This window comes from Halopseudomonas salina, from assembly GCF_008641105.1.
Window position 1 is genome coordinate 52,139 of record NZ_VTTI01000006.1, and the last position, 20,560, is coordinate 72,698.

A 20,560-nucleotide genomic window follows, 5' to 3' on the forward strand; every position below is an offset into this window, starting at 1 on the left:
ACATTCCGATTGTCGAAAAGCGCATTACCCGTGACGAGGTATATATCGCTGACGAGGCTTTCTTTACCGGCACCGCCGCTGAAGTAACCCCGATTCGCGAGCTCGATTGTCGGCAGATTGGTGCTGGGCATCGTGGGCCGATCACCGAGAAGTTGCAAAAGGCCTATTTCGACCTGGTCAGCGGTCAGACCGCAGCGCACCCTGAGTGGCGCACGCTTGTCAGCTGAGAGCTGCAAGCTGCAAGCTGCAAGCTGCAAACTGTCGGGAATCGGACGCTTGCCGCCGTTTCGGGCTTTCTTGCAGCTTGAGGCTTGCTGCTTATGAGAATTCTGATCGTGGGGCCAAGCTGGGTTGGCGACATGGTGATGGCGCAGACGCTATTCGCCTGCCTCCAGTCGCAGCATGGCGCGGATTGCCAGATCGACGTGCTGGCTCCCGAGTGGAGTCGGCCGATCCTCGAACGTATGCCGCAGGTACGTCAGGCGCTCAGCTTTCCGTTGGGTCATGGCGTGCTTGAACTGGGTACTCGCCGACGCATTGGCAAGGAGCTGGCGGGACGGTACGACCAGGCGATCGTGCTGCCCAATTCCTTCAAGTCCGCGTTGGTGCCATTCTTTGCCGGTATTCCCAAGCGCACAGGTTGGCGCGGCGAGATGCGCTACGGTCTGCTCAACGATGCCCGGGTACTGAACAAGGCGCGCTATCCGCTGATGATCGAGCGGTTCATGGCACTGGCATTTGAGCCTGGTGCTCACTTGCCTGAGCCATACCCCAAACCTGCATTGCAGATTGAACAGGTGAGCCTTGATGCTGCGCTGAGCCGTTTCGGATTGACTCTGGATCGGCCGGTGCTGGCGCTGTGCCCCGGCGCAGAATTTGGCGAGTCCAAACGTTGGCCTTCGGAGCACTACGCGGCTGTGGCCGATGAAAAGATACGCCAGGGTTGGCAAGTCTGGATATTCGGCTCCAAGAAGGACCATCCGGTTGGCGAGGATATCCGCCAGCGATTGATACCCGGCCTGCGCGAAGAGTCCGTCAACCTTTCAGGCGACACCAGTCTTGCCGAGGCAATTGACCTTCTGTCCTGCGCCAGCGCTGTCGTCAGCAATGACTCGGGGCTGATGCACGTGGCGGCAGCGCTCGACCGGCCGTTGGTGGCCGTTTACGGCTCCACGTCGCCCGGGTTCACGCCGCCGCTGGCCAGTAGCGTGGAGACGCTCCAGCTTGGTCTGGAATGCAGTCCGTGCTTTGAGCGCACCTGCCGTTTTGGTCATTACAACTGTCTGCGCGACTTGCGTCCCGAGCTGGTTACAACCGCTCTGGGTCGGCTGGTCAGCGAGCCTCTTGCCGATCCGCGGGACAGCTGACCATGCGCGTGCTGCTGATCAAGACCTCCTCGATGGGGGATGTGATTCATACGTTGCCAGCCTTGACCGATGCGCGGCGCTCGATACCTGATATCGAGTTCGACTGGGTAGTGGAAGAGGCCTTTGCCGAAATTCCCGCCTGGCATCCAGCCGTTGCTCAGGTCATTCCTGTAGCGATACGCCGCTGGCGCAAGAGTCCATTTAAGACCATGCGCAGCGGCGAATGGAAAAACGTTCGGCAGCGTCTCAAAAGTACTCCCTACGACCTGATCATTGACGCCCAGGGCTTGCTCAAGAGTGCATTTCTGACCCGCTATGCTCAGGGTCCTGTTGTGGGGCTGGATCGCACCTCCGCGCGCGAGCCTTTGGCGAGTCGCTTCTATGATCGCGGTTTGGATGTGCCTTGGGGCCAGCATGCGGTTGAGCGAGTGCGTCAGTTGTTCGCTGCTGCGCTGGGCTATCAATTGCCTGATGGCCTGGGTGATTATGGTCTGGATTGCGAATATTTCAGCGGTGGCCCGGCGACACGACCGTATGTGCTGTTTCTGCACGGTACTACATGGGCCTCCAAACATTGGCCGGAGTTGTACTGGCGGCGATTGGCCGAGTTGACCATAGAACAGGGAATCGAGGTGCGTCTGCCATGGGGCAACCCAGCTGAAAAGGCGAGAGCTGAGCGCATTGCCGCTGATCTGGACGGGGTTCAGGTCTTGCCACCAATGCAGCTGGCAGGCATTGCCCGGATCATTGCGGGAGCTCGCGCCTGCGTTGCGGTTGATACGGGGCTTGGCCATTTGGCTGCCGCGCTCGACGTACCCGGGATCTCCCTGTTCGGGCCAACCAATGCCGGGTTTACCGGTGCCTACGGCAGCTCCCAGATCCATCTGGCCAGTGACTTCCCCTGCGCCCCGTGCATGCAGAAACGCTGTGTTTACACGCCCACGCCCGCAGATGCTCGCGAGTTCGACCTGCACCGCGAGCAACCCTTATGCTTTACCCGCCTGCACCCGGAAAGAGTCATGACTCAACTGGAAGGGCTGCTGACGGACGAGAGAGTGCTCTGATGCAACTGGCTTTTGTGCTGTACAAGTATTTCCCCTTTGGCGGACTGCAGCGCGACTTCATGCGTATAGCGCGCGTGTGTCAGGAGCGCGGACATGCTATCCGCGTTTACACGCTGATCTGGGAAGGCGATGTGCCTGAGGGTTTCGAAGTACTGGTCGCCCCGGTCAAAGCACTGTCCAATCATCGCCGCAACGAGAAATTCACTGCCTGGGTGCAGGCGGATCTTGCCAAGCGGCCGGTGGAGAGGGTTGTGGGCTTCAACAAGATGCCGGGACTGGATGTGTACTATGCCGCCGACCCCTGTTTCGAGGACAAGGCGCAGACACTGCGCAATCCGCTGTACCGCCTCTGGGGTCGGTACCGGCATTTCGCCGAGTATGAGAAAGCGGTTTTTGCACCGGAGCGAGGTACCGAGATCCTGATGATCTCCGAAGTGCAGAAGCCCCTGTTCATGAAGCATTACCGCACACCGGAGGATCGCTTTCATCTCCTGCCGCCGGGTATTGCGCCGGACCGCAGAATGCCGCCCGATGCCGCCGCGCAACGCGCCGCACTGCGTGCGGAGTTCGGGCTGGCGGATGACGATCTGCTGTTACTGCAGGTGGGCTCCGGCTTCAAGACCAAGGGCCTGGACCGCTCGATTGCCGCGCTGGCCAGCTTGCCAGGCAATATGCGCAAGCGTACGCGACTGATCGTCATCGGACAGGACGACGCCAAGCCCTTTCAGATGCAGGCGCGCGCCGCCGGCATTAGTGATCAGGTCGACTTTCTGGCAGGCAGGGACGATGTTCCACGGTTTCTGTTGGGCGCCGATGTGCTGGTGCATCCCGCGTATAACGAGAATACCGGAACGGTGCTGCTCGAAGCGCTGGTCGCGGGTCTGCCTGTGCTGGTGACTGATGTATGTGGCTACGCACACTATATTGAAGAAGCCGATTGTGGCCGCGTGATACCCACGCCTTTCCAGCAGCGCCAATTCAACCACACGTTGCTGCAGGTGCTTGAGGACCGAGAGGTGCGTCTGCGCTGGCACGAGAATGCACTGGCGTTTGCCGACCGGGCCGATCTCTACAGTCTGCCGGAGCGTGCAGCTGACGTGATTCTGGGAGAGACTGTTTGACCCTGCATCTATCCGAACCTTTCGCCACATTGTGGGCCGGCCAGGACGCCTTCCGGCAGGTCGAGGCGCTGCAGGGTGAAGTCTTCCGTGAGCTGGAAGCGCGTCGTACGTTGCGCACGGAAGTCGCAGGGCAGGGCTATTTCGTCAAGATTCATCGTGGCGTGGGCTGGGGCGAGATTCTGAAGAACTGGCTCACGCTGAAGCGTCCGGTACTGGGCGCGGACCAGGAGTGGGAGGCGATCCATGCGCTCACGGCCGCACATGTGCCCACCATGACTGCAGTGGCCTTTGGCGAGCGCGGAGCCAATCCGGCGAATCGGCACTCCTTCATCATTACCGAGGAACTGGCTCCCACGATCAGCCTCGAGGACTTCAGTCTCGACTGGACCACCACGCCGCCGCCGCCTGCGCTCAAACGGGCCTTGATCAAGGAAGTCGCGAGCATGACCCGGCGGATGCATCAGGCTGGCGTGAACCACCGTGATTGCTATATCTGCCACTTTTTGCTGCATACCGACCAGCCGCCGACGCCTGAGCATTTCCGGCTTTCCCTGATTGATCTGCACCGCGCGCAGATCCGCCCCAGCGTACCGCGTCGCTGGAGGGACAAGGATCTGGCCGGTTTGTATTTTTCGGCATTGAATATCGGGCTCACCCGTCGCGACAAGCTGCGATTTTTGCGGGAATACTTCGCCCGGCCCCTACGCCAGGTACTGGTCGATGAGGCCGCTTTGTTGGCGATGCTCGAGGCCAAGGCCGGACAATTGCAGGCGCGATTCGAGCGCAAGTATGCCAAGGGTTCGAATGCATGACGGGTTGGACGTTGAATCCCGAATATGCCACCGGTGTCAGCGGCGAGGTCTTCGCTGATCTGGATACGGTGTTTGCGCTGGAAGGCGAACAGATCACCAGCGATCCGATCAGTACCGTGCACAAGGTGTGGGTGGCTGATCGCTACTATTACGTCAAACGCTACACCGGCGCCGGCAAGAATCTGCGTCGCTACATTGGCCGGGCGCGAATCCAGGCAGAATGGGAGAATCTGCAGCACTTTCAGGCGTGGGGCATACCCTCGGCCACTATTGTCGGCTTTGGTCTGGAGCGTCGAAACGGCGCCTTTTATCGCGGCGCCCTGGTTACCCAGGATCTTGCCGGCACCGCCGATCTGGCGCATATCGCCAAGGACGGAGATCCCCGTTTCAAGGACCGCGTCTGGGTGAATCATGTATCGCGTCAGATCGCCCACGCGACACGCATGATGCATGTTCAACGGTTTGCTCATAACGATCTGAAATGGCGCAATATCCTGGTCGATGAAAAACCCTTTCCCGATGTATTCATGATCGACTGCCCCAGTGGTTCGTTCTGGTGGGGACCTGTGCTCGAGTACCGGATCATCAAGGACCTCGCTTGTCTGGACAAACTGGGCAAGCAGGTCCTGTCCCGCACCCAGCGCTTGCGGTTTTATCATGATTATTGCGAAAGCCCCCGATTGACGACCAAAGACAAGAAGCGCATCAGAGCGGTTGAGGCTTTTTTCAGGGGGCGCGAATGAAGAGCGAAGTCTTTATTGCGGTGAATGCGCAGGACGTGCTGGCACGGCATGGTCTTGATAGCTTCGAGGCACTGTGGCGCTATGGCGAGAACGACAGTACCACTGCGCCCCCGAGTGGCAAGGGGGTAAAGAAAGTTGTGCGTATCGAGCTGGAGGATGCCAACGGCAACCCGCAAAGCTTCTATCTCAAACGTCAGGATCACCAGCTCGCGAGAAGTCTCAGGTGCCCGCTGGGAGAGCCCACCTTTTCCCGCGAATTTCGTGCAATCCAGCATTTCGCCCATCAGGGTATCCCAGCGCTGGAAGCCGCCTTCTTTGCCCGGCGAAGCGTGGATGGGCATCAACAGGCGATTCTGCTGACACGGGCGCTGGATATCTACAAACCCCTTACCTGGTGGTTCGAGCGCTGGAGCTCACTGGCCTGGCGCGACAGACAGGATCTGATTCTGGCGGCAGCGGCTCTGGTTCGCTCACTGCACAATGCCGAGCGGATGCACAACAATCTGTACCCGAGACATATCTTTCTCAAGCTCGACGATGACGGGGCCGGTGCGCGACTGATCGACCTGGTAGAAACCCGGCACGCATGGTTTGGCCAGCGGGACAAGATCAGAGACCTACGCAGCCTGTTGCGCAAGAGCCAGGTAGTAACGCCGGGTCAGAAGCTGCGGTTTTTGCTCGCCTATACCGGGAAGCAGCGTCTGACGGGGCCCTCAAGGCACTTGCTTGCGCAGGTAATGGCGCGCAGGGCGAGTGAGCTCAAGTAGCGCTGACTCAGGACGAGACAAGCTGTAAGCGATTATTTGCGTTATCCTTGTTACAAATTCATGGTTAGGATGAATATGAGCAAGGATTTTTTTGCGCCGGGCGACTCGGGAAGGTTGCTTGCGCGCCATCGACTGAACAGCTTTGAGGCTTTATGGAATCTCAAGCTGGATGCAGTCGACGCCCCCAATACCACCCGTGGTGGATGGAGCACTGTTTACCGTCTTGATCTGGAGGATGATCAGGGCAGAAGCCACGGTTTTTATCTGAAGCGCCAGGATAACCATCTGACTCGCAGTGTACTGAAGCCGTTTGGCGAGCCTACCTTTGCCCGGGAGTACCGGGCCATCCAGGCTTACGCCCGTTATCAGGTGCCTGCCCTGAAAGCGGTTGCCTTTGCCGAGAGACGCCAGGCAGGCCATAAACGGGCGCTCTTGCTGACCTGTGCGCTGGATGACTTTGATCCCCTGGATCAATGGCTGGAGAAGTGGGATACGCTCGCGTACACGGACAAGAAGACACTGATTCAGGCTATTGCAATGCTGGTCAAACGCCTGCACCAGACGGGCAATGTGCATAATTGTCTGTATGCAAAACACATTTTCGTCAAGCTCAGGCACGGTCAGGCAGAAGCCCGGCTGATCGATCTGGAGAAGACCCGGCGCAGCTGGCTGGGAAAGCACGACCGGGTGTCCGACCTCGCCACCCTCAACAGGCGCACACAAAAGCCGTCCAGAGCACAGAGGTTGAGCTTTCTGCTGTCTTACCTCGACAAGCGCAAGCTGGACGATGAGGCTCGAGGCTGGATCATGAAAATTGACAGGCGAATCAAGAGGAAGGCAGCAGCTTGACCCAAAGTATTATTCAGACCTTGCGTCAAAGTGGTCGGGAACCTCCCGCGCCACTTACCGTGGCGACTCCCTCAGGTGAGCTGACAGTCACTGATTGGCTGCGCGTGTTGCCGCAGCAGAGGCTGGTGGGCGCCGGAGAGCTTGCGGGGCAGGCGGTGTTGGTCAAGCTGTTCATCGCTTCCCGTGCCAGGCAGCACTGGCAGCGGGAGATGGACGGGCTGGGCGCACTTGATACGGCACAAATCCATACGCCCGGCATCGTTGCCCTGGGCGAACTGGAGCATGAAGGATTCTATCTGTGTACCCATTACCTTGAGAGTGCGCAGACGCTACAGCAGCAATGGGACGCGCTTTGTGCTTTGACTGGTAAATCGGTCCTTGCGCCTGGCGACCCTGAGGCCATGGCCCTCATGGGCAGCGCATTGCGCAGCATCGCACTTATGCATCGCGCTGGTCTGATCCAGACCGATCTCCACATGGGCAATTTCCTGTTGCACGAAGGTCAGGTGCACGTCATTGATGGGGATGCTATCAAGGTGCTCTCCCCGGGCCAGCCAATCAGCGCTCGGGAGGCGGAAGACAACCTTGCCATCTTCTTTGCCCAGCTTGATTCGTGCTGGGACACCATGATGGAACTGCTGCTGATTGACTATCTGCAGGTGAACGCCGAACGCTCGCTCAACCCTGACCGGCTGCTCCGGCAGGTAAGAGAGGTCCGCGTCAAACGGCTGAATGCCTGGTTGGCCAAGGCCGTGCGCGACTGCACCCATTTCATGGTGCAAAAAAGCTGGTCACGTTTTACCTCGGTAGTGCGCAGCAAGGCCGAGGCGCTGCAAGCCTTGCTCAATGATCCCGATCAGCCTTTCGCTGCCGCGCCCACCATGAAAGACGGTGGCAGTAGCAGCGTTACTCTGGCAGAGACCCAAGATGGCCCCGTGGTCATCAAGCGTTACAACATCAAGGGACTACGTCACTGGTTGACGCGCTTCTGGCGCCCAAGCCGGGCATGGCATTCCTGGCTTGCCGGCCACAGGCTGCAGTTCCTGGGGATTGCCACGCCCGCTCCTCTGGCGATGATCGAAAGTCGTTTTGGCCCGTTACGCCGTCGTGCCTGGTTAATAACCGAGTATTGTTCGGGTACTGATTTGTTGACTCATTTTGGTAGCGCTGGAGAAAGAGTGCCCGAAAGTGATGAAGCTACTGCGATTCTCATTGTATTCAAGCAGCTAATTGAGTCGAGGGTGACCCACGGCGACTTCAAAGCGACTAATTTGCTATGGGACGGAAAGGTCCTTTGGTTAATTGATCTGGATGCTCTCAGTGCTCACAGTAGTCAGCAGGATTGGCAGCGAGCCTGGACCAAGGATCGGTCTCGCTTGATTCGCAATTGGCCAGAAGATAGCCCGCTGAGAAGATGGCTGGAAGCCCACGTACCTCGATAAGCAAAGGAAGGTGAAGCTGAAATGGACTATTCGGCAATATTTGGTAAGCGTGCGGGTCAATACATTGAAGCTTGCGAACGTTGGCCAGACGCGCGTGTGGAAGAATTTTCAGCATTTTTCGGTTACCTGAAACTGCAACAAGGTGAGCGCCTGCTTGACGCGCCTTGTGGTAACGGCACGCTTGCGCGCTACGTTTCAAACCTCCACCAATATCAGGGCGTGGATCCGGCACCCGCGTTTGACCGGGCGTGCAAGATTGCAGGCGTCAACTGCAAAAAAACCTCTCTACGTGCGACTGGGTTGGTCGGAGCCAGTTTTGATGTTGTTGGGAGTCTTACCGGCGTTCATCACGAATTTAATCGCGTTGAGCTTTATCAGGAGTGGTTTCGTTTGTTACGCCCTGGCGGACGTCTGGTGATAATGGACGTAGGCAGAGCTACCCCGGTTGGAGAGTTTCTTAATGATTTTGTGGACCGATGGAATTCGAACGGTCATCAAGGTGATTTTTTGCATGAGGCTGACGCAGTGGGACTGAAACAGGCCGGTTTTGAACGCGTACTCTGGGCCGATGCGGCCTACAGCTGGGAGCTGCCTACAGATAAGAATATGCATGCTTTTATGAGCAAGCTGTTTGGTCTGGATTTATCACCCGATTTAGCCACTATGCGTCACTCTTGGCTTGGTCTGGGCTGGCGCCCATCGCCAGGAAGCTGTCGCATTCCCTGGTCGCTTCGGTTGTTAACGGCAGTCAAGGCGCGAGTTTCTCACTATGACTGAAATTGTACTACGTCAAGTCAGCTGGGAACCTGTAACTGAGAATTCAACTGCCCGGATCGAATTTTCAATCGTGACGCCGGTGCGTGACTATCAAGTATATATCTCAGGCAGGGGACTTCAGCCACAGCCGGGCCTTGAGGCCGGTGTTGCCCTGGCCGTACTAGCAGGTATGCGCAAGGGCTGGGATCTGCGGGTCGACGGGGAATTATCAGAGTCGTTCCTGGCGGGCGTGTACGAGTACATGCGTCGGTTCACTGAAAGTTTCACTGATTTCCAGCCGGTTAATATTAAGCCGTTGGGCACCTATAAAGCCACGATTGCGTCCAAGGGTGCGGGTTGCGCAAGTTTTTTTTCCGGTGGTGCGGACTCTTTTTTCACCCTGATCAAAGGTAAGGAGCAGATAACCGATATTGTCTATATTCACGGTTTTGATGTTCGCCTTGATGATTTTCCGCGTCGGGCAGCTGTTGATGCCACGTGCCTGTCAGTAGCTGAAGCTTTAGGAGTCAATTACCTCCCGGTTGAAAGCAATCTTGGTAAGGTATTGCAAGATTTTGGGAGTTGGCCTCTTCATGCACACGGTCTTGCCTTGATAGCTGTAGCTCGTATGTTGGCAGGAAACATTGGTGAGGTAAGAATTCCAGGCTCATTCAGCGTGGACGAACAAAAGCCATGGGGTAGCTGGCTGTATACGGATCATCTGTTTTCCGATGAGCGACTACAGATAGTGCATGACGCCTGTGAGGCTCGTCGAATGGACAAGATAAAACATTTGGCAGGTGAACCGCTGGCGCTGCAAAATTTGCGTGTGTGCTGGGAGCGAGTCGACGGCATGTACAACTGCTGTCGCTGTGAAAAATGTATGCGTACCATGACGTCACTTGAAATTCTTGGTGTGCTTGATAAAGCGCCGGTTTTCCCCTTGCCTTTAGACCCTGCTCGGGTAGCGGCAGTCTGTTTACCGCGCGCGGGTATGCGAATATTCCCCCAAGAAAATTTACGCTTGTTGCGTAATTCAGGGCGCAACCTCTCAGCCTTGGAGCACGCGATATGCGCGCAGATTGAGCGGCCAATATGGGTTGCGCGTTTTCGTTTGAGGTGGAAAAAGCGGATGCTTCGTTGCCAGCACCATCTGGCAAAGCTCAAGGTAAAGTTTTAATCTGAAACACATAAATATATGAATACTATTCCACGGTTTATGTTTTGAATTTTAGTCGCATGAACTGAGTTTGTTTTATGAAATTGATCGAGACTATCGAAGGTTATGCAGATTATTACTCCCGCCAATTCTATTGTGATTTGCAAGAAAGCCGCTAGTGCCCGAGATCATAAAGTTTATTATGATATTGAAGTCAAGGGCAAAGCCTACGAGGTGTATTTTAGTGCTACGCGACTCAAACTCAGTGGCAGCGTGGAAGCCGCTATCTGCATGGCTGCGCTCGGGGCAATGCGTAACGGCTGTGATCTTCTGATCAGTGATCCTGTTTCTGAAAGCTTTATTAAAAACCAAGAGAAGCTTTTCGATATCTTTTCTAAATGGTTTCCTGAGTTCTATCGGTCATCATTCAAATGTCACCATACCAAGCAGATTGAAAAGCAATCAACGGGCCGCATTGGCTGTTTTTTTACTGGAGGAGTAGATTCTTTTTACACCTTTTTAAAGCACCGCTCTGTGCTTACCGATTTAATCTACGTGCATGGTTATGACGTTAAGTTGGAAGACCGTGAGAAGCGTCGAGCGATATCGGCAATGGGGCAGGCTATCGAAAAGGAAACTGGCGTTCGTTTTATTGAGATAGAGACCAATGCGATCCGCCTGTTCAAGGACTTTGGGAAATGGGGGTTACATGGCCATGGATTTGGTTTGGGCACGATTGTGCGGCTACTGGATGATTATCTGGACTGTATTTACATCCCTTCTTCTTTTGCGACGGCAGAGCTTATGCCGTGGGCGTCTCATCCAGAAACGGATGTTCTTTTTGCCGACGAGGCTATTGCAGTTGTCCACGATGGATGTGAAGCGACTCGAACTGACAAGGTCAGACTTATCGCCTCGGAGCCTCTTGCCTTGAGACATCTGCGGGTATGCTGGGAAAAGCTTGAGGGCGCTTACAATTGCGGAAGGTGTGAGAAATGTTTGCGGACCATGACAACCCTCTATGGCTTAGGTGCTTTGCCGGCTTCGCAGACGTTCCCGAGTAAGATGTCGGCGGGGTCGATTCGTGGATTGTTGCTCGAAAGCGAATCTGCAAAAACCTTCGCCCGAGACAACGTCAGCTTTCTCGATGAGTTGGGCATGCATAATGATCCTGTGCGCGATGCTTGGGAGGTTATAGCGACGCGACCAGCATGGAAGAGTAGAATTATGCGCCGGTGGCGTCGATTCAAAAAACAGTTGCTTCGACAGTGGCTGAAACGGGTTAAAACATGATCGCACATACGCCCAGGAGAGTTAGGTGGATATAAGAGTTCTAGAGTTTACCAGTCCGGTTTTCGAGCGTTTTTTCAATTTGGGTGACGATATTCAGTCGCTGGCTGTCAGCCGCCTTTTGCCAAAGGTGGATGGTTACGTCTGCCGAGAGGCCTTGAATCATGTGGATACTGAATGCGTAGTCCCCATGAATGGCTTCTTCATGAACACCGATAACTGGCCACCATCGGCAAAGGTTTATCCCGTTTTCTTTGCATTTCATGTCAGGCCGGAATCGCAAAAGCATATTTTTACTCCTGCAGGCATAGACTACTTGAAGAAATGGGCGCCAATCGGCTGCAGGGATCAGGGAACCTTGGCTTTGATGCAGGCGCATGGCATTGATGCCTACTACAGTAAGTGCGTTACTTTGACCCTGCCTCGTCGCGAAACGACACCTGAAAATGGTCAAGTTTTCCTGGCAGGGCTCAGCGATACGGCAAAACATGCTCTACCCAGAAGCTTGAGAAAAGAAGCTATTGTGGTGGACCAGGCAAAAATCAGACTGCCAATCACCGACTCCAAGCTCAAATTGATGTTGGCGGAAGAGTTGCTGAAACAGTACCGTGACCGTGCACGACTTGTCGTAACATCCAAAATTCATTGCGCCATGCCATGTATCGCAATGGGTATACCTGTGGTTTTTCTCTATGATAAAAATAAGCAGGATGATTATCGGGTGAAGATCATAAACGACCTGGTTGGCATCAACTATGTTTACGAGCACGGTCCTGCTGCACGGATCAGAAATCATGCGCTATCGAATCGAATTGACTGGTCGCCGGCACCACTGAATATTGAAGAAATGAAGGACGATATTCGGCAGAAGTTTGCCGTTGCCTTTCAGCGAGTGACGTCTGTGGGATAATTTACCCGCTCCCCCAGATGCACACTTGCGAACGGTATGTCTGCATTTTCCCTCTTGCCGTCGGTCATTATCGAGATATCGCATGTCCGCGCCGTTCAAAACGTTAAAAATCCTGAGTCACCCCGCATTTCCGTGAAGAACCAGTAAATTGCCCGGTTTGGTGTTCGTCAATCGAGTGTCTCAGGGTGTAAAATCAAATGATTGATTTCATGATCCATGAGGCGAACCTGTGGCATTGACTATTCTCGGACTCTCCGGCGCATTGAGCCATGACCCTTCCGCAGCGTTGTACATAGACGGCAAGCTGATCGCCGCAGTGGAGGAAGAGCGATTTGTGCGCGATAAGCATGCCAAGAATCGCATGCCTTACGAGTCGGCGAAATTCTGTCTGGAACAGGCCGGTATCACGCCTGCTGATGTCGATATCGTGACTATCCCATTCGCACCCATCAGTATCTTTGGCAAGGCCCGTTGGCACTATGCCAAGCGCTACTGGTACGCACCAGATCGTGCGCTTGATGCCATCCTGACCGGTAATCGTCGCTTCAAGCGTTATCGCAAGAAAATTCTGTGGTGTCTCGAACAGCTCGGTTTCGATGCCAAAAAAGTACGCCTGGAGCCGGTGGAACACCACCTTGCCCATGCTTCCAGTGCCTACCATTGCTCCGGCTTCAAGGAAAAAACCGCCATCATGGGTATCGATGGTAAGGGCGAATACGCCACAACCTTCTTCGGTTATGGCGAGAACGGCAAGATCCATAAGATCAAGGAATTCTACGATCCGGACTCTCTTGGCGGTCTGTATGGCGCTTTGACCGAGTACCTGGGCTTTGAGATGCTCGATGGCGAGTTCAAGGTTATGGGCATGGCGCCATACGGGGATGCCAGCAAGTACGACTTTTCACGGCTGGCCAAATTCGAGAATGGTGAGCTGATCATCAACACCGACTACGCCAACGTGATCGGTTTCCGGCGCCACAAGGAAAAGGGCAAGGGCTATTACTTTTCACCCAAGCTGATCGAGTGGCTGGGGCCCAAGCGCGAAGGCGACATTGCCGATGATCCCTATATCCATTACGCCGCCAGCATGCAGGCGCTATTCGAGAAGCTCGCGCTGGAGATGATGGAGTATTACCTGGGTGACATTCTGCGCGAGACCGGCAAGATCGCCTTTGCCGGCGGCTGCGCGCTTAACGTCAAACTCAACCAGCGCATTATTGCCCGTCCGGAAGTGAAAGAGTTGTTTGTGCAGCCGGCATCCGGTGACGCCGGCACCGCCGTTGGTGCTGCAGCCTATATCTCCGAGCAGAACGGCGTCCCCGTCGAGAAGATGGAACACGTTTACTTGGGGCCCAGCTACAGCAATGAAGATATTATCGCGGCCTGCGCCCGCCACCCCGGCAATCCCCAGTGGGAAAAGCTCGACGATGTGACGGGTGAGATTGCCAAGGTGCTGCACGAAGGCAACCCTGTGGCCTGGTTCCAGGGTCGGATGGAGTTCGGACCGCGAGCCTTGGGCGGTCGCTCGATAATCGGTTGCCCGAGCGTCAAGGGCGTCGCCGATCGCATCAACGCCCAGATCAAGTTCCGTGAGCGCTGGCGCCCGTTCTGCCCGTCGATGCTCGACACTGTCGCGCCCCAGATGCTCGGCATGGATCATCCGTCTCCGTTCATGACATTCACGTTCGAAGTGAACGACGAGTGGAAAAGTCGCGTACACGAAGTGGTCCATGAGGACGGAACCGCTCGCGCCCAGGTGCTCAAGCGCGACTACAATCCGCGCTATTACGATCTGATGAAAGAGCTTGAACGGGTCACCGGCAACGGGGTGGTGCTCAACACGTCACTCAACCGCCGCGGCGAGCCGATGGTCTGTTCACCCAAGGATGCACTGGATATGTTCTTCGGGTCGGATCTGGAGTATCTGATCATGGAGGATATATTGGTGGTGAAAAAGTCGGTAGGGCAGCTGAGTTAAACCGATATTTCATCGGCAGCGTGTTGATTACACGCTGCCGCTTCAGGTTTTTTGACCCTACCATTCGTGAACGAGTTCTATGAGTAAAGTACTAAGCTATCGCAGGGATATCGATGGTCTACGAGCCCTGGCGGTTCTCCCGGTGGTGCTTTTTCACCTGGATGTGGCCTTGTTTTCGGGGGGCTTCATTGGGGTCGATGTTTTCTTTGTTATTTCCGGATTCTTGATCACTTCCATCATTTATCGTGAGGTGATGGAGGGTAAGTTCAGTTACGCTCATTTTTACGAAAGGCGAATCCGGCGATTATTTCCAGCGCTCATTGCCGTGCTACTCGTTAGTACGCTTGTCGCATGGTTTATGCTGCTACCTCTCGATTTCCGGCTCTTTTCTGAGGGTTTGGCAGCGGCAGTCATTTTTCTCGCAAATGTCCATTATTGGGGTAAGACAGATTATTTTGATGATCCTGTCGAGAATATCCCCCTGCTCCATACCTGGTCTTTGGCCGTCGAAGAGCAGTTTTACATCCTTTTTCCTCCTCTACTTATTCTGCTGGTTCGCTTTTTTCCGGCCAAACTCAATTGGATCTTACTGACGTGTGCAATAGCGTCCCTTATAGATGCGCAGAACGCGCTATCGTCAAGGCCTGAATCTGCGTTTTATTTGGTGCATCTGCGTGCCTGGGAGTTACTTGCGGGAGCCTTGCTGGCAACGGGTTTTGTGCCTTTGGCCAGGTCGCAATGGCTGCGCGACGGTCTGTCTGTTTTTGGTCTGGTGCTGATAGTAGCCAGCATATTTTTGCTTGATAAGGATTCTGCTTTTCCGGGTTTGACGGCTTTGCCGGCGGTCACAGGCGCCGCGTTGATTATTTATGCCGGGATGGGAGGGAGATCAGTCGTCGGAACTCTGCTCGGATGGAGACCTTTGGTTTTTATAGGGTTGTTATCCTACTCCCTGTATCTGTGGCACTGGCCGTTGTTTGTTTTTGTCCGTTATTACCTGATCGAGCCGCTGAACGCTCAGCAGCAGGTCGTGCTTTTTGTTGTGGCTTGTGGGCTCGGATGGGCCTCATGGCGATTTGTCGAAAACCCCTTCCGCCGAAAGAGCGGAAAAGGTATAGCTCGAAAGCAACTGTTCTGGGGTGCGGGTCTGATAACCTTTTTGATCATCCTCGTTTCGTTGCCGGGGATGATTACCCGAGGAGCGGCATTTCGTCTGCCACCTGAAATCGCCGCTATCGAAGCTATAGAGAAGGAGACTATTCCTTTTCGTCGACCCTGCTTCGGTTTAAGTCCGGACCAGATCGACGGTGATAGCGATGTGTGTACCCTTGGCGTAGAGGGCCAGCCCAATTTTCTCTTATGGGGCGACTCGCATGCGTTGTCTCTGGCTCATGGTATGGATATCGCGGCACATCAAGAGGGTGTCTCCGGCAGGTTTCTGGCCAAATCTGTATGTCCACCAGTGCTCGGAACTCAGGATTTCATGGCTTCAGATATTTCATGCAAGGACTTCAATGATGCTGTTGTCCGGTATCTGGATCGACATCCATCTATCCGCAACGTCGTGTTGGTTGGGGTATGGTTTATCTATGATAAAAAATCCGATGGCCCGCCTGAGGTTGGTTTCAAAGCGGGCTTTGAGCGAACACTGGATTATCTGAAAGAACGCGATATCCACGCCACAGTTATTCTTCAGGTGCCAAAAATTGCTTACGAAGTGCCGGCCGTTCTGGCTCGACAAAAGCTCTTTGATAATAATATGGAAATACGCACACCCTTGTCCGTGCACCTTGAGCAAGGCGCTTCATTCAAGCATTACATTGCCGGCCTCGAAGATACTTATGCATTTTCGATTGTAAATCTCGACTCCGTTTTTTGTGATGAAAAGAACTGTAACGTGGCGCTCAATGACAAGCCGCTTTATCGGGATTCTCATCATCTGAGTAGGCTGGGGTCGGAGTTGGCAGTTGATGCATTGCGCGAGATGGTCAATGACGACTTCGCTTCGAGGGCAAATTAATGCGATTAATGTCAGAAGAGTGGCCCCGTAAACAGGCCAGGCTTTCAATCGTCATAACTACCTACAATTATGCGAAGGTTGTTTGCAGAGCAATCGATTCCGTCGCCTCTCAGCTCTGCAGTGAGAGTGAGCTGATTGTCATTGACGATGGATCAACCGACGACACAGCATCATTGTTGGCTGGCCACATCTTGCCCGCAGAAGTCAACGCAGGGTATCTGATACAGCCTAACACCGGTCCGGCTGCGGCCAGGAACCGTGCGTTGGAGTATTGCAATGGCATCTGGGTCCTGTTTCTTGACGCAGATGATGCGCTTTGTCCCGGCTCGATCGAAAAAATATGTTCGGTATTGACCGAGCATCCCGACACGGATCTGCTGCTGGGGGGTCACATCGCTGCCTATCCGGATGGACGTGAAAAATACCATGAGCCCAGTCGTGTTGCCTCCGATGAGAAACAGCGGCTGTTGGATTATTTGTTAAACAAGCGAATCAGCATTTCTCATGGGTGTTCGATATTCCGGACTACGGCAGTAAGAGAAAGGCCTTATCCAGAACATTTGCGGCAGGCCGAGGATATCGCGGTCTTTGCTTATATGTTATCGCAGCCAAAGTGCATGACCCTTCAGGCTCCCCTGGCAGTGATTTACAAGCACCAAGATAGCTTGCGCAATGATGTTTCACTCACCATCGCCAACAGCGCGCTTATTGCAGAGACTGTATTCGAGAGCATGCCGGATTGGATTCAGCCCTATCGCCGACAATATGAGGCAAAGCGGGCTTTATCTGCATTTCGCAGTTGTTATCGAGCAGCTCGACGGAAGGATGCGCTGGCTTACTACAAGAAAGCTTTCAAGTTGTCGCCGCGACAAGCCTTCCGTTGGGACTATTTGTCGAAATGGCTGCGCTTGATATTCGCAACTCGCGCAAAAGGTGGTGCGTCAGATTGATTTTGGGAACGCGCTGACAAGCTTGTCCTTGATAGATTCAAGCCCGGGTCTTTCGTAAGGGTCTTCAATGACGGGATGCGTCCCCTCCGTCTGAATCCATTCAATCGGTGTGGTTGCCTGCGGCTCACCCATCTGAAAAGCAGAGTAATAATCGACAAATTTCAAGTCGGAAATGATGCCGCGAGAAAAGACAAGACGCCTGTTTGGTATGCCGAACGAATCTGCTAGGATCAAGCCGTGCATGCTGGACGATGCTATAAAATCACATTGTTGTATTTGTCTGGCAACGTCTTCAACCGGATCAAAAACACTTATAACCCGAACCCCGCCGAGTTTGGCCAGATCCTGCATTGCTGCGTTCTGCTGATCTACAAAGTGTGGAATCAGTCCGAGTCTGTATTTTTTTTCAGGTTTGGGCCTGCCGGACCACCAGCGGTCAGTCAGTAACCCGGGGTCGCCCAGGGCTGGCATTGTTGCTAGGCCCTGAATCTGCTCCCGGGTTTTTTCGCCCCTGACCGCATGGTAATGATGGCGTCCTGAAAAAATGCGTTCGGCCGAGTCTGTACCGGCGCCCCAAATATGTAATTTGCGCTTGATCAGAAACCGCTTTGCCTTGCGCTCCCTGGAAAGTATGGAGCCAATGGCGATCATGTCAGCGTGCGCAGGCGAAGCGTGCACCACAGGTTTGCCTGAAACCATCTCTACAATCAGAGGGGACAGATAATCACCAAAGTTTTGCTTTGTGCTGTCTTGCGCACCTTCGCCGCGCCACCAATAGAGTTTTATCGTCACGCCACAGGCTCCCTACACAGTTCTGATTTGATTTGAATTTACTGGCGTACCAGGCTAGCCGCCAGGGGGTGCACCAGAGCCCAGTCTTTCTCGTAGCGTAGCAAATGCCGATAGTTTCGATTGCGCATTCGCTTGGGTAGAGGTTTGCCCAGGCAACGCATGTCGGAAATATCAATCAGACCCAGGTTGCCTGCGGGTGTCAGCACGATATTGCCCAGGTGCAGTGAGCGAAAATAAACGCCCAGTTCGTGCAGGTGCGTGATGAACTCGCCAAGCATGCCGAACAGCTCGAGTTGTTCCAGGCTGGGGTCTTCATTTAATAACTGCCGCAGGGTTATACCTTCCAGAGGACTGTAATGGACTACCGAGCGGTAAGGTTCGTTTAGCTTGAACACACTGATAATATGGGGGCAGGGGATACCCATTTGTGCAAGCTCTGCGGCGTTAACCGCAAAACGCTCGGCAGGCGGGAAGAACACAGTTTTCGAGAACCAGCTCTTGCGTCGGAACAGCTTCAGATAGGTGCCGTCAGTCAGCCGCAAAACTTTCTCGCCATGGCCATCCTTTTCGATAACCTCGGCGTTTATGCGCATGGCCGCGAACTGCTCGCTACTCATCGACTGCATTGGGCTTTCCTGAATCAAAACGGCAGTTTAGCGTACTTTTACAGTGCCCGCTGCGCCTCCGGATTGCTGTGTTAAACTCTGCCTCCGGTCCATTTTCGCGAAGTGCTCATGTCTGATTCCGAAAAAGAAAGTTTCGCCCGATCCAGTGCGCGGATCTACATGCGTCTACTGGGGTATGTGAAGCCCTACTGGCTGCCGTTTGGTATCAGTATTCTGGGTTTCATGATTTTCGCTTCGAGCCAGCCAGCGATGGCGTGGATGCTCAAATACTTTGTCGACGGTTTGACTCAGGGTGCAGGTGGGATGTTTCTGGGTGTGCCCCTGATCTGGGGCTTCCCCCTTTTCATTATCGTGGTGGCGTTCTACCAGGGTGCAGGCTCCTTTCTGGGCAACTATTACATTGCCAAGGTATCACTCGGTGTGGTGCATGATTTGCGTACGGCCCTGTTCAATAATTTGCTTACACTGCCCAATCGCTATCTGGACAACCACAATTCAGGTCATCTGGTATCCCGCATTACCTTTAACGTCACCATGGTGACCGGCGCCGCGACTGATGCCATCAAGGTGGTATTTCGTGAAGGCATGACGGTGATCTTTTTGTTTGCCTACCTGCTGTGGATGAACTGGCAACTGACGCTGGTATTGATGGCGATACTTCCGGTGATCGGCTTGATGGTGAACAGCACGAGCAAGAAGTTTCGCAAGCAGAGTCACAAGATTCAGGCGGCGATGGGAGATGTTACCCATGTCACCTCGGAAACCATTTCCGGCTATCGGGTGGTTCGCAGTTTTGGTGGAGAGGAGTACGAAACCCGGAGGTTCTATCAGGCAAGCGAAGCCAACCGTCAGCGCGGATTGAAGATGACGCGCACGGGCGCGGTATTCACTCCGACATTGCAGTTGGTGACCTTCAGTGCAATGGCGATTGTGATGTTTCTTGTACTGTTCCTGCGTGGAGACTCGACTGTGGGTGACCTGGTTTCCTATATCACCGCTGCAGCGCTGCTGCCCAAGCCGATCCGCCAGTTATCCGAGGTCAGTGCAAACATTCAGAAGGGCATCGCTGCCGCCGAGAGCATCTTTGAGCAGCTGGATGAAGAGCCGGAGACCGACAAGGGTACTACCGAGCGTGAGCGCGTTTCGGGAGAGATCGAAGTTCGTGATCTTGATTTCAGTTATCCCAATACCGACAAGAACGTGCTTGAGGGCATCAACTTTCGAGTCCAGCCGGGGCAGATGGTCGCTCTGGTGGGTCGCTCGGGTAGTGGCAAGTCGACCCTGGTGAGCCTGATTCCGCGTTTTTACCACCACGACAAGGGGCATATTCTGCTCGACGGTGTGGATGTGGAAGATTTCCGGCTACGCAATCTTCGCCGGCATATTGCCCTGGTCACCCAGCACGTCACGCTGTTCAACGATACGATCGCCAATAATATCGCTTATGGCGATCTGGCCGGTGCACCCCGCGAGGCGATCGAGCGGGCGGTGGAGGCAGCCTATGCCAAGGAATTCATCGACAAGATGCCTCAGGGGCTCGATACCATGGTCGGTGAAAACGGCGTGCTGCTCTCTGGCGGTCAACGCCAGCGGCTGGCCATAGCCCGGGCGCTATTGAAGGATGCTCCCGTGCTGATTCTGGATGAGGCGACGTCGGCCCTCGACACTGAGTCAGAGCGGCATATTCAGGGCGCGTTGGACCGGGTGATGGAAGGTCGTACCACCCTGGTGATTGCGCATCGACTGTCCACCATCGAGAAGGCCGATATCATCATGGTGATGGACCAGGGCCGAATTGTAGAGCGTGGTAGTCACGCCGAGCTGATTGCGCAGAATGGTTATTACGCGCGGCTGCACAGCATGCAGTTCCGGGATGAGCCGGCTGCCGAGGCCTGAATCTCTTTTACTAGCCCC

The 20,560-nt window shown here is 54.5% G+C and carries 18 protein-coding genes and 1 pseudogene; 17 read left to right on the forward strand and 2 right to left on the reverse strand.

What is annotated here, in order from left to right; genetic code table 11:
• The 16 genes and pseudogenes from FZF01_RS19585 to FZF01_RS11170 form a co-directional block, all read left to right on the forward strand.
• Positions 1-227: pseudogene (locus tag FZF01_RS19585) on the forward strand (branched chain amino acid aminotransferase); the annotation flags it as partial.
• A 93-nt stretch (positions 228-320) separates the two neighbouring features.
• Positions 321-1,367, forward strand: a complete 1,047-nt coding sequence (waaF, locus tag FZF01_RS11100) for a lipopolysaccharide heptosyltransferase II (protein ID WP_150278251.1) — start codon at positions 321-323, stop codon at positions 1,365-1,367.
• Between the two features lie 2 nt (positions 1,368-1,369).
• Positions 1,370-2,431 carry a lipopolysaccharide heptosyltransferase I gene (waaC, locus tag FZF01_RS11105; RefSeq protein WP_150278252.1) on the forward strand — a complete coding sequence of 354 codons (1,062 nt, stop codon included), beginning with the start codon at positions 1,370-1,372 and terminating at the stop codon, positions 2,429-2,431.
• Entirely contained in the window at positions 2,431-3,552 is a 1,122-nt protein-coding gene (locus FZF01_RS11110; RefSeq protein ID WP_150278253.1) for a glycosyltransferase family 4 protein, read from the forward strand. The genes waaC and FZF01_RS11110 overlap by 1 nt, the downstream gene beginning before the upstream one ends.
• A complete protein-coding gene (gene rfaP, locus FZF01_RS11115; protein ID WP_150278254.1) occupies positions 3,549-4,364 on the forward strand; it encodes a lipopolysaccharide core heptose(I) kinase RfaP in 816 nt (271 codons plus the stop codon). Before FZF01_RS11110 ends, rfaP begins: the two co-directional genes overlap by 4 nt.
• On the forward strand, positions 4,361-5,107 hold the full coding sequence (locus FZF01_RS11120; protein WP_150278255.1) for a lipopolysaccharide kinase InaA family protein: 747 nt from the start codon (positions 4,361-4,363) through the stop codon (positions 5,105-5,107). The genes rfaP and FZF01_RS11120 overlap by 4 nt, the downstream gene beginning before the upstream one ends.
• Positions 5,104-5,874: a lipopolysaccharide kinase InaA family protein gene (locus tag FZF01_RS11125; protein ID WP_150278256.1), complete on the forward strand. Its 771-nt coding sequence runs from the start codon at positions 5,104-5,106 to the stop codon at positions 5,872-5,874. Before FZF01_RS11120 ends, FZF01_RS11125 begins: the two co-directional genes overlap by 4 nt.
• 75 nt (positions 5,875-5,949) lie before the next feature.
• Positions 5,950-6,723: a lipopolysaccharide kinase InaA family protein gene (locus FZF01_RS11130; protein ID WP_150278257.1), complete on the forward strand. Its 774-nt coding sequence runs from the start codon at positions 5,950-5,952 to the stop codon at positions 6,721-6,723.
• Complete coding sequence (locus FZF01_RS11135) at positions 6,720-8,165, forward strand: lipopolysaccharide kinase InaA family protein (RefSeq protein WP_150278258.1); 1,446 nt, start codon at positions 6,720-6,722, stop codon at positions 8,163-8,165. The genes FZF01_RS11130 and FZF01_RS11135 overlap by 4 nt, the downstream gene beginning before the upstream one ends.
• 21 nt (positions 8,166-8,186) lie before the next feature.
• A complete protein-coding gene (locus FZF01_RS11140; RefSeq protein ID WP_150278259.1) occupies positions 8,187-8,942 on the forward strand; it encodes a class I SAM-dependent methyltransferase in 756 nt (251 codons plus the stop codon).
• A complete protein-coding gene (locus FZF01_RS11145; protein ID WP_150278260.1) occupies positions 8,935-10,101 on the forward strand; it encodes a hypothetical protein in 1,167 nt (388 codons plus the stop codon). Before FZF01_RS11140 ends, FZF01_RS11145 begins: the two co-directional genes overlap by 8 nt.
• Positions 10,102-10,206: 105 nt before the next feature.
• Positions 10,207-11,373: a hypothetical protein gene (locus FZF01_RS11150; RefSeq protein ID WP_150278261.1), complete on the forward strand. Its 1,167-nt coding sequence runs from the start codon at positions 10,207-10,209 to the stop codon at positions 11,371-11,373.
• A gap of 25 nt (positions 11,374-11,398) precedes the next feature.
• Complete coding sequence (locus FZF01_RS11155; RefSeq protein ID WP_150278262.1) at positions 11,399-12,280, forward strand: polysaccharide pyruvyl transferase family protein; 882 nt, start codon at positions 11,399-11,401, stop codon at positions 12,278-12,280.
• A gap of 229 nt (positions 12,281-12,509) precedes the next feature.
• Positions 12,510-14,258 carry a carbamoyltransferase family protein gene (locus tag FZF01_RS11160; protein WP_150278263.1) on the forward strand — a complete coding sequence of 583 codons (1,749 nt, stop codon included), beginning with the start codon at positions 12,510-12,512 and terminating at the stop codon, positions 14,256-14,258.
• Between the two features lie 79 nt (positions 14,259-14,337).
• On the forward strand, positions 14,338-16,278 hold the full coding sequence (locus tag FZF01_RS11165) for an acyltransferase family protein (RefSeq protein WP_150278264.1): 1,941 nt from the start codon (positions 14,338-14,340) through the stop codon (positions 16,276-16,278).
• An 8-nt stretch (positions 16,279-16,286) separates the two neighbouring features.
• Positions 16,287-17,228, forward strand: a complete 942-nt coding sequence (locus tag FZF01_RS11170) for a glycosyltransferase family 2 protein (RefSeq protein WP_188434404.1) — start codon at positions 16,287-16,289, stop codon at positions 17,226-17,228.
• Here the strand turns inward: FZF01_RS11170 and FZF01_RS11175 are convergent.
• Positions 17,220-18,020, reverse strand: a complete 801-nt coding sequence (locus FZF01_RS11175) for a polysaccharide pyruvyl transferase family protein (RefSeq protein ID WP_150278266.1) — start codon at positions 18,018-18,020, stop codon at positions 17,220-17,222. The two genes, FZF01_RS11170 and FZF01_RS11175, sit on opposite strands and share 9 nt — an antisense overlap.
• A 38-nt stretch (positions 18,021-18,058) precedes the next feature.
• On the reverse strand, positions 18,059-18,646 hold the full coding sequence (locus tag FZF01_RS11180; RefSeq protein WP_150278267.1) for a BUD32 family EKC/KEOPS complex subunit: 588 nt from the start codon (positions 18,644-18,646) through the stop codon (positions 18,059-18,061).
• Positions 18,647-18,754: 108 nt separating this feature from the next.
• Between FZF01_RS11180 and msbA the strand changes: the two genes are divergently transcribed.
• Positions 18,755-20,542 (forward strand): lipid A export permease/ATP-binding protein MsbA, encoded by a 1,788-nt coding sequence (gene msbA / locus FZF01_RS11185; RefSeq protein ID WP_150278268.1) that lies wholly within the window; start codon positions 18,755-18,757, stop codon positions 20,540-20,542.
• Positions 20,543-20,560: the final 18 nt, after the last annotated feature.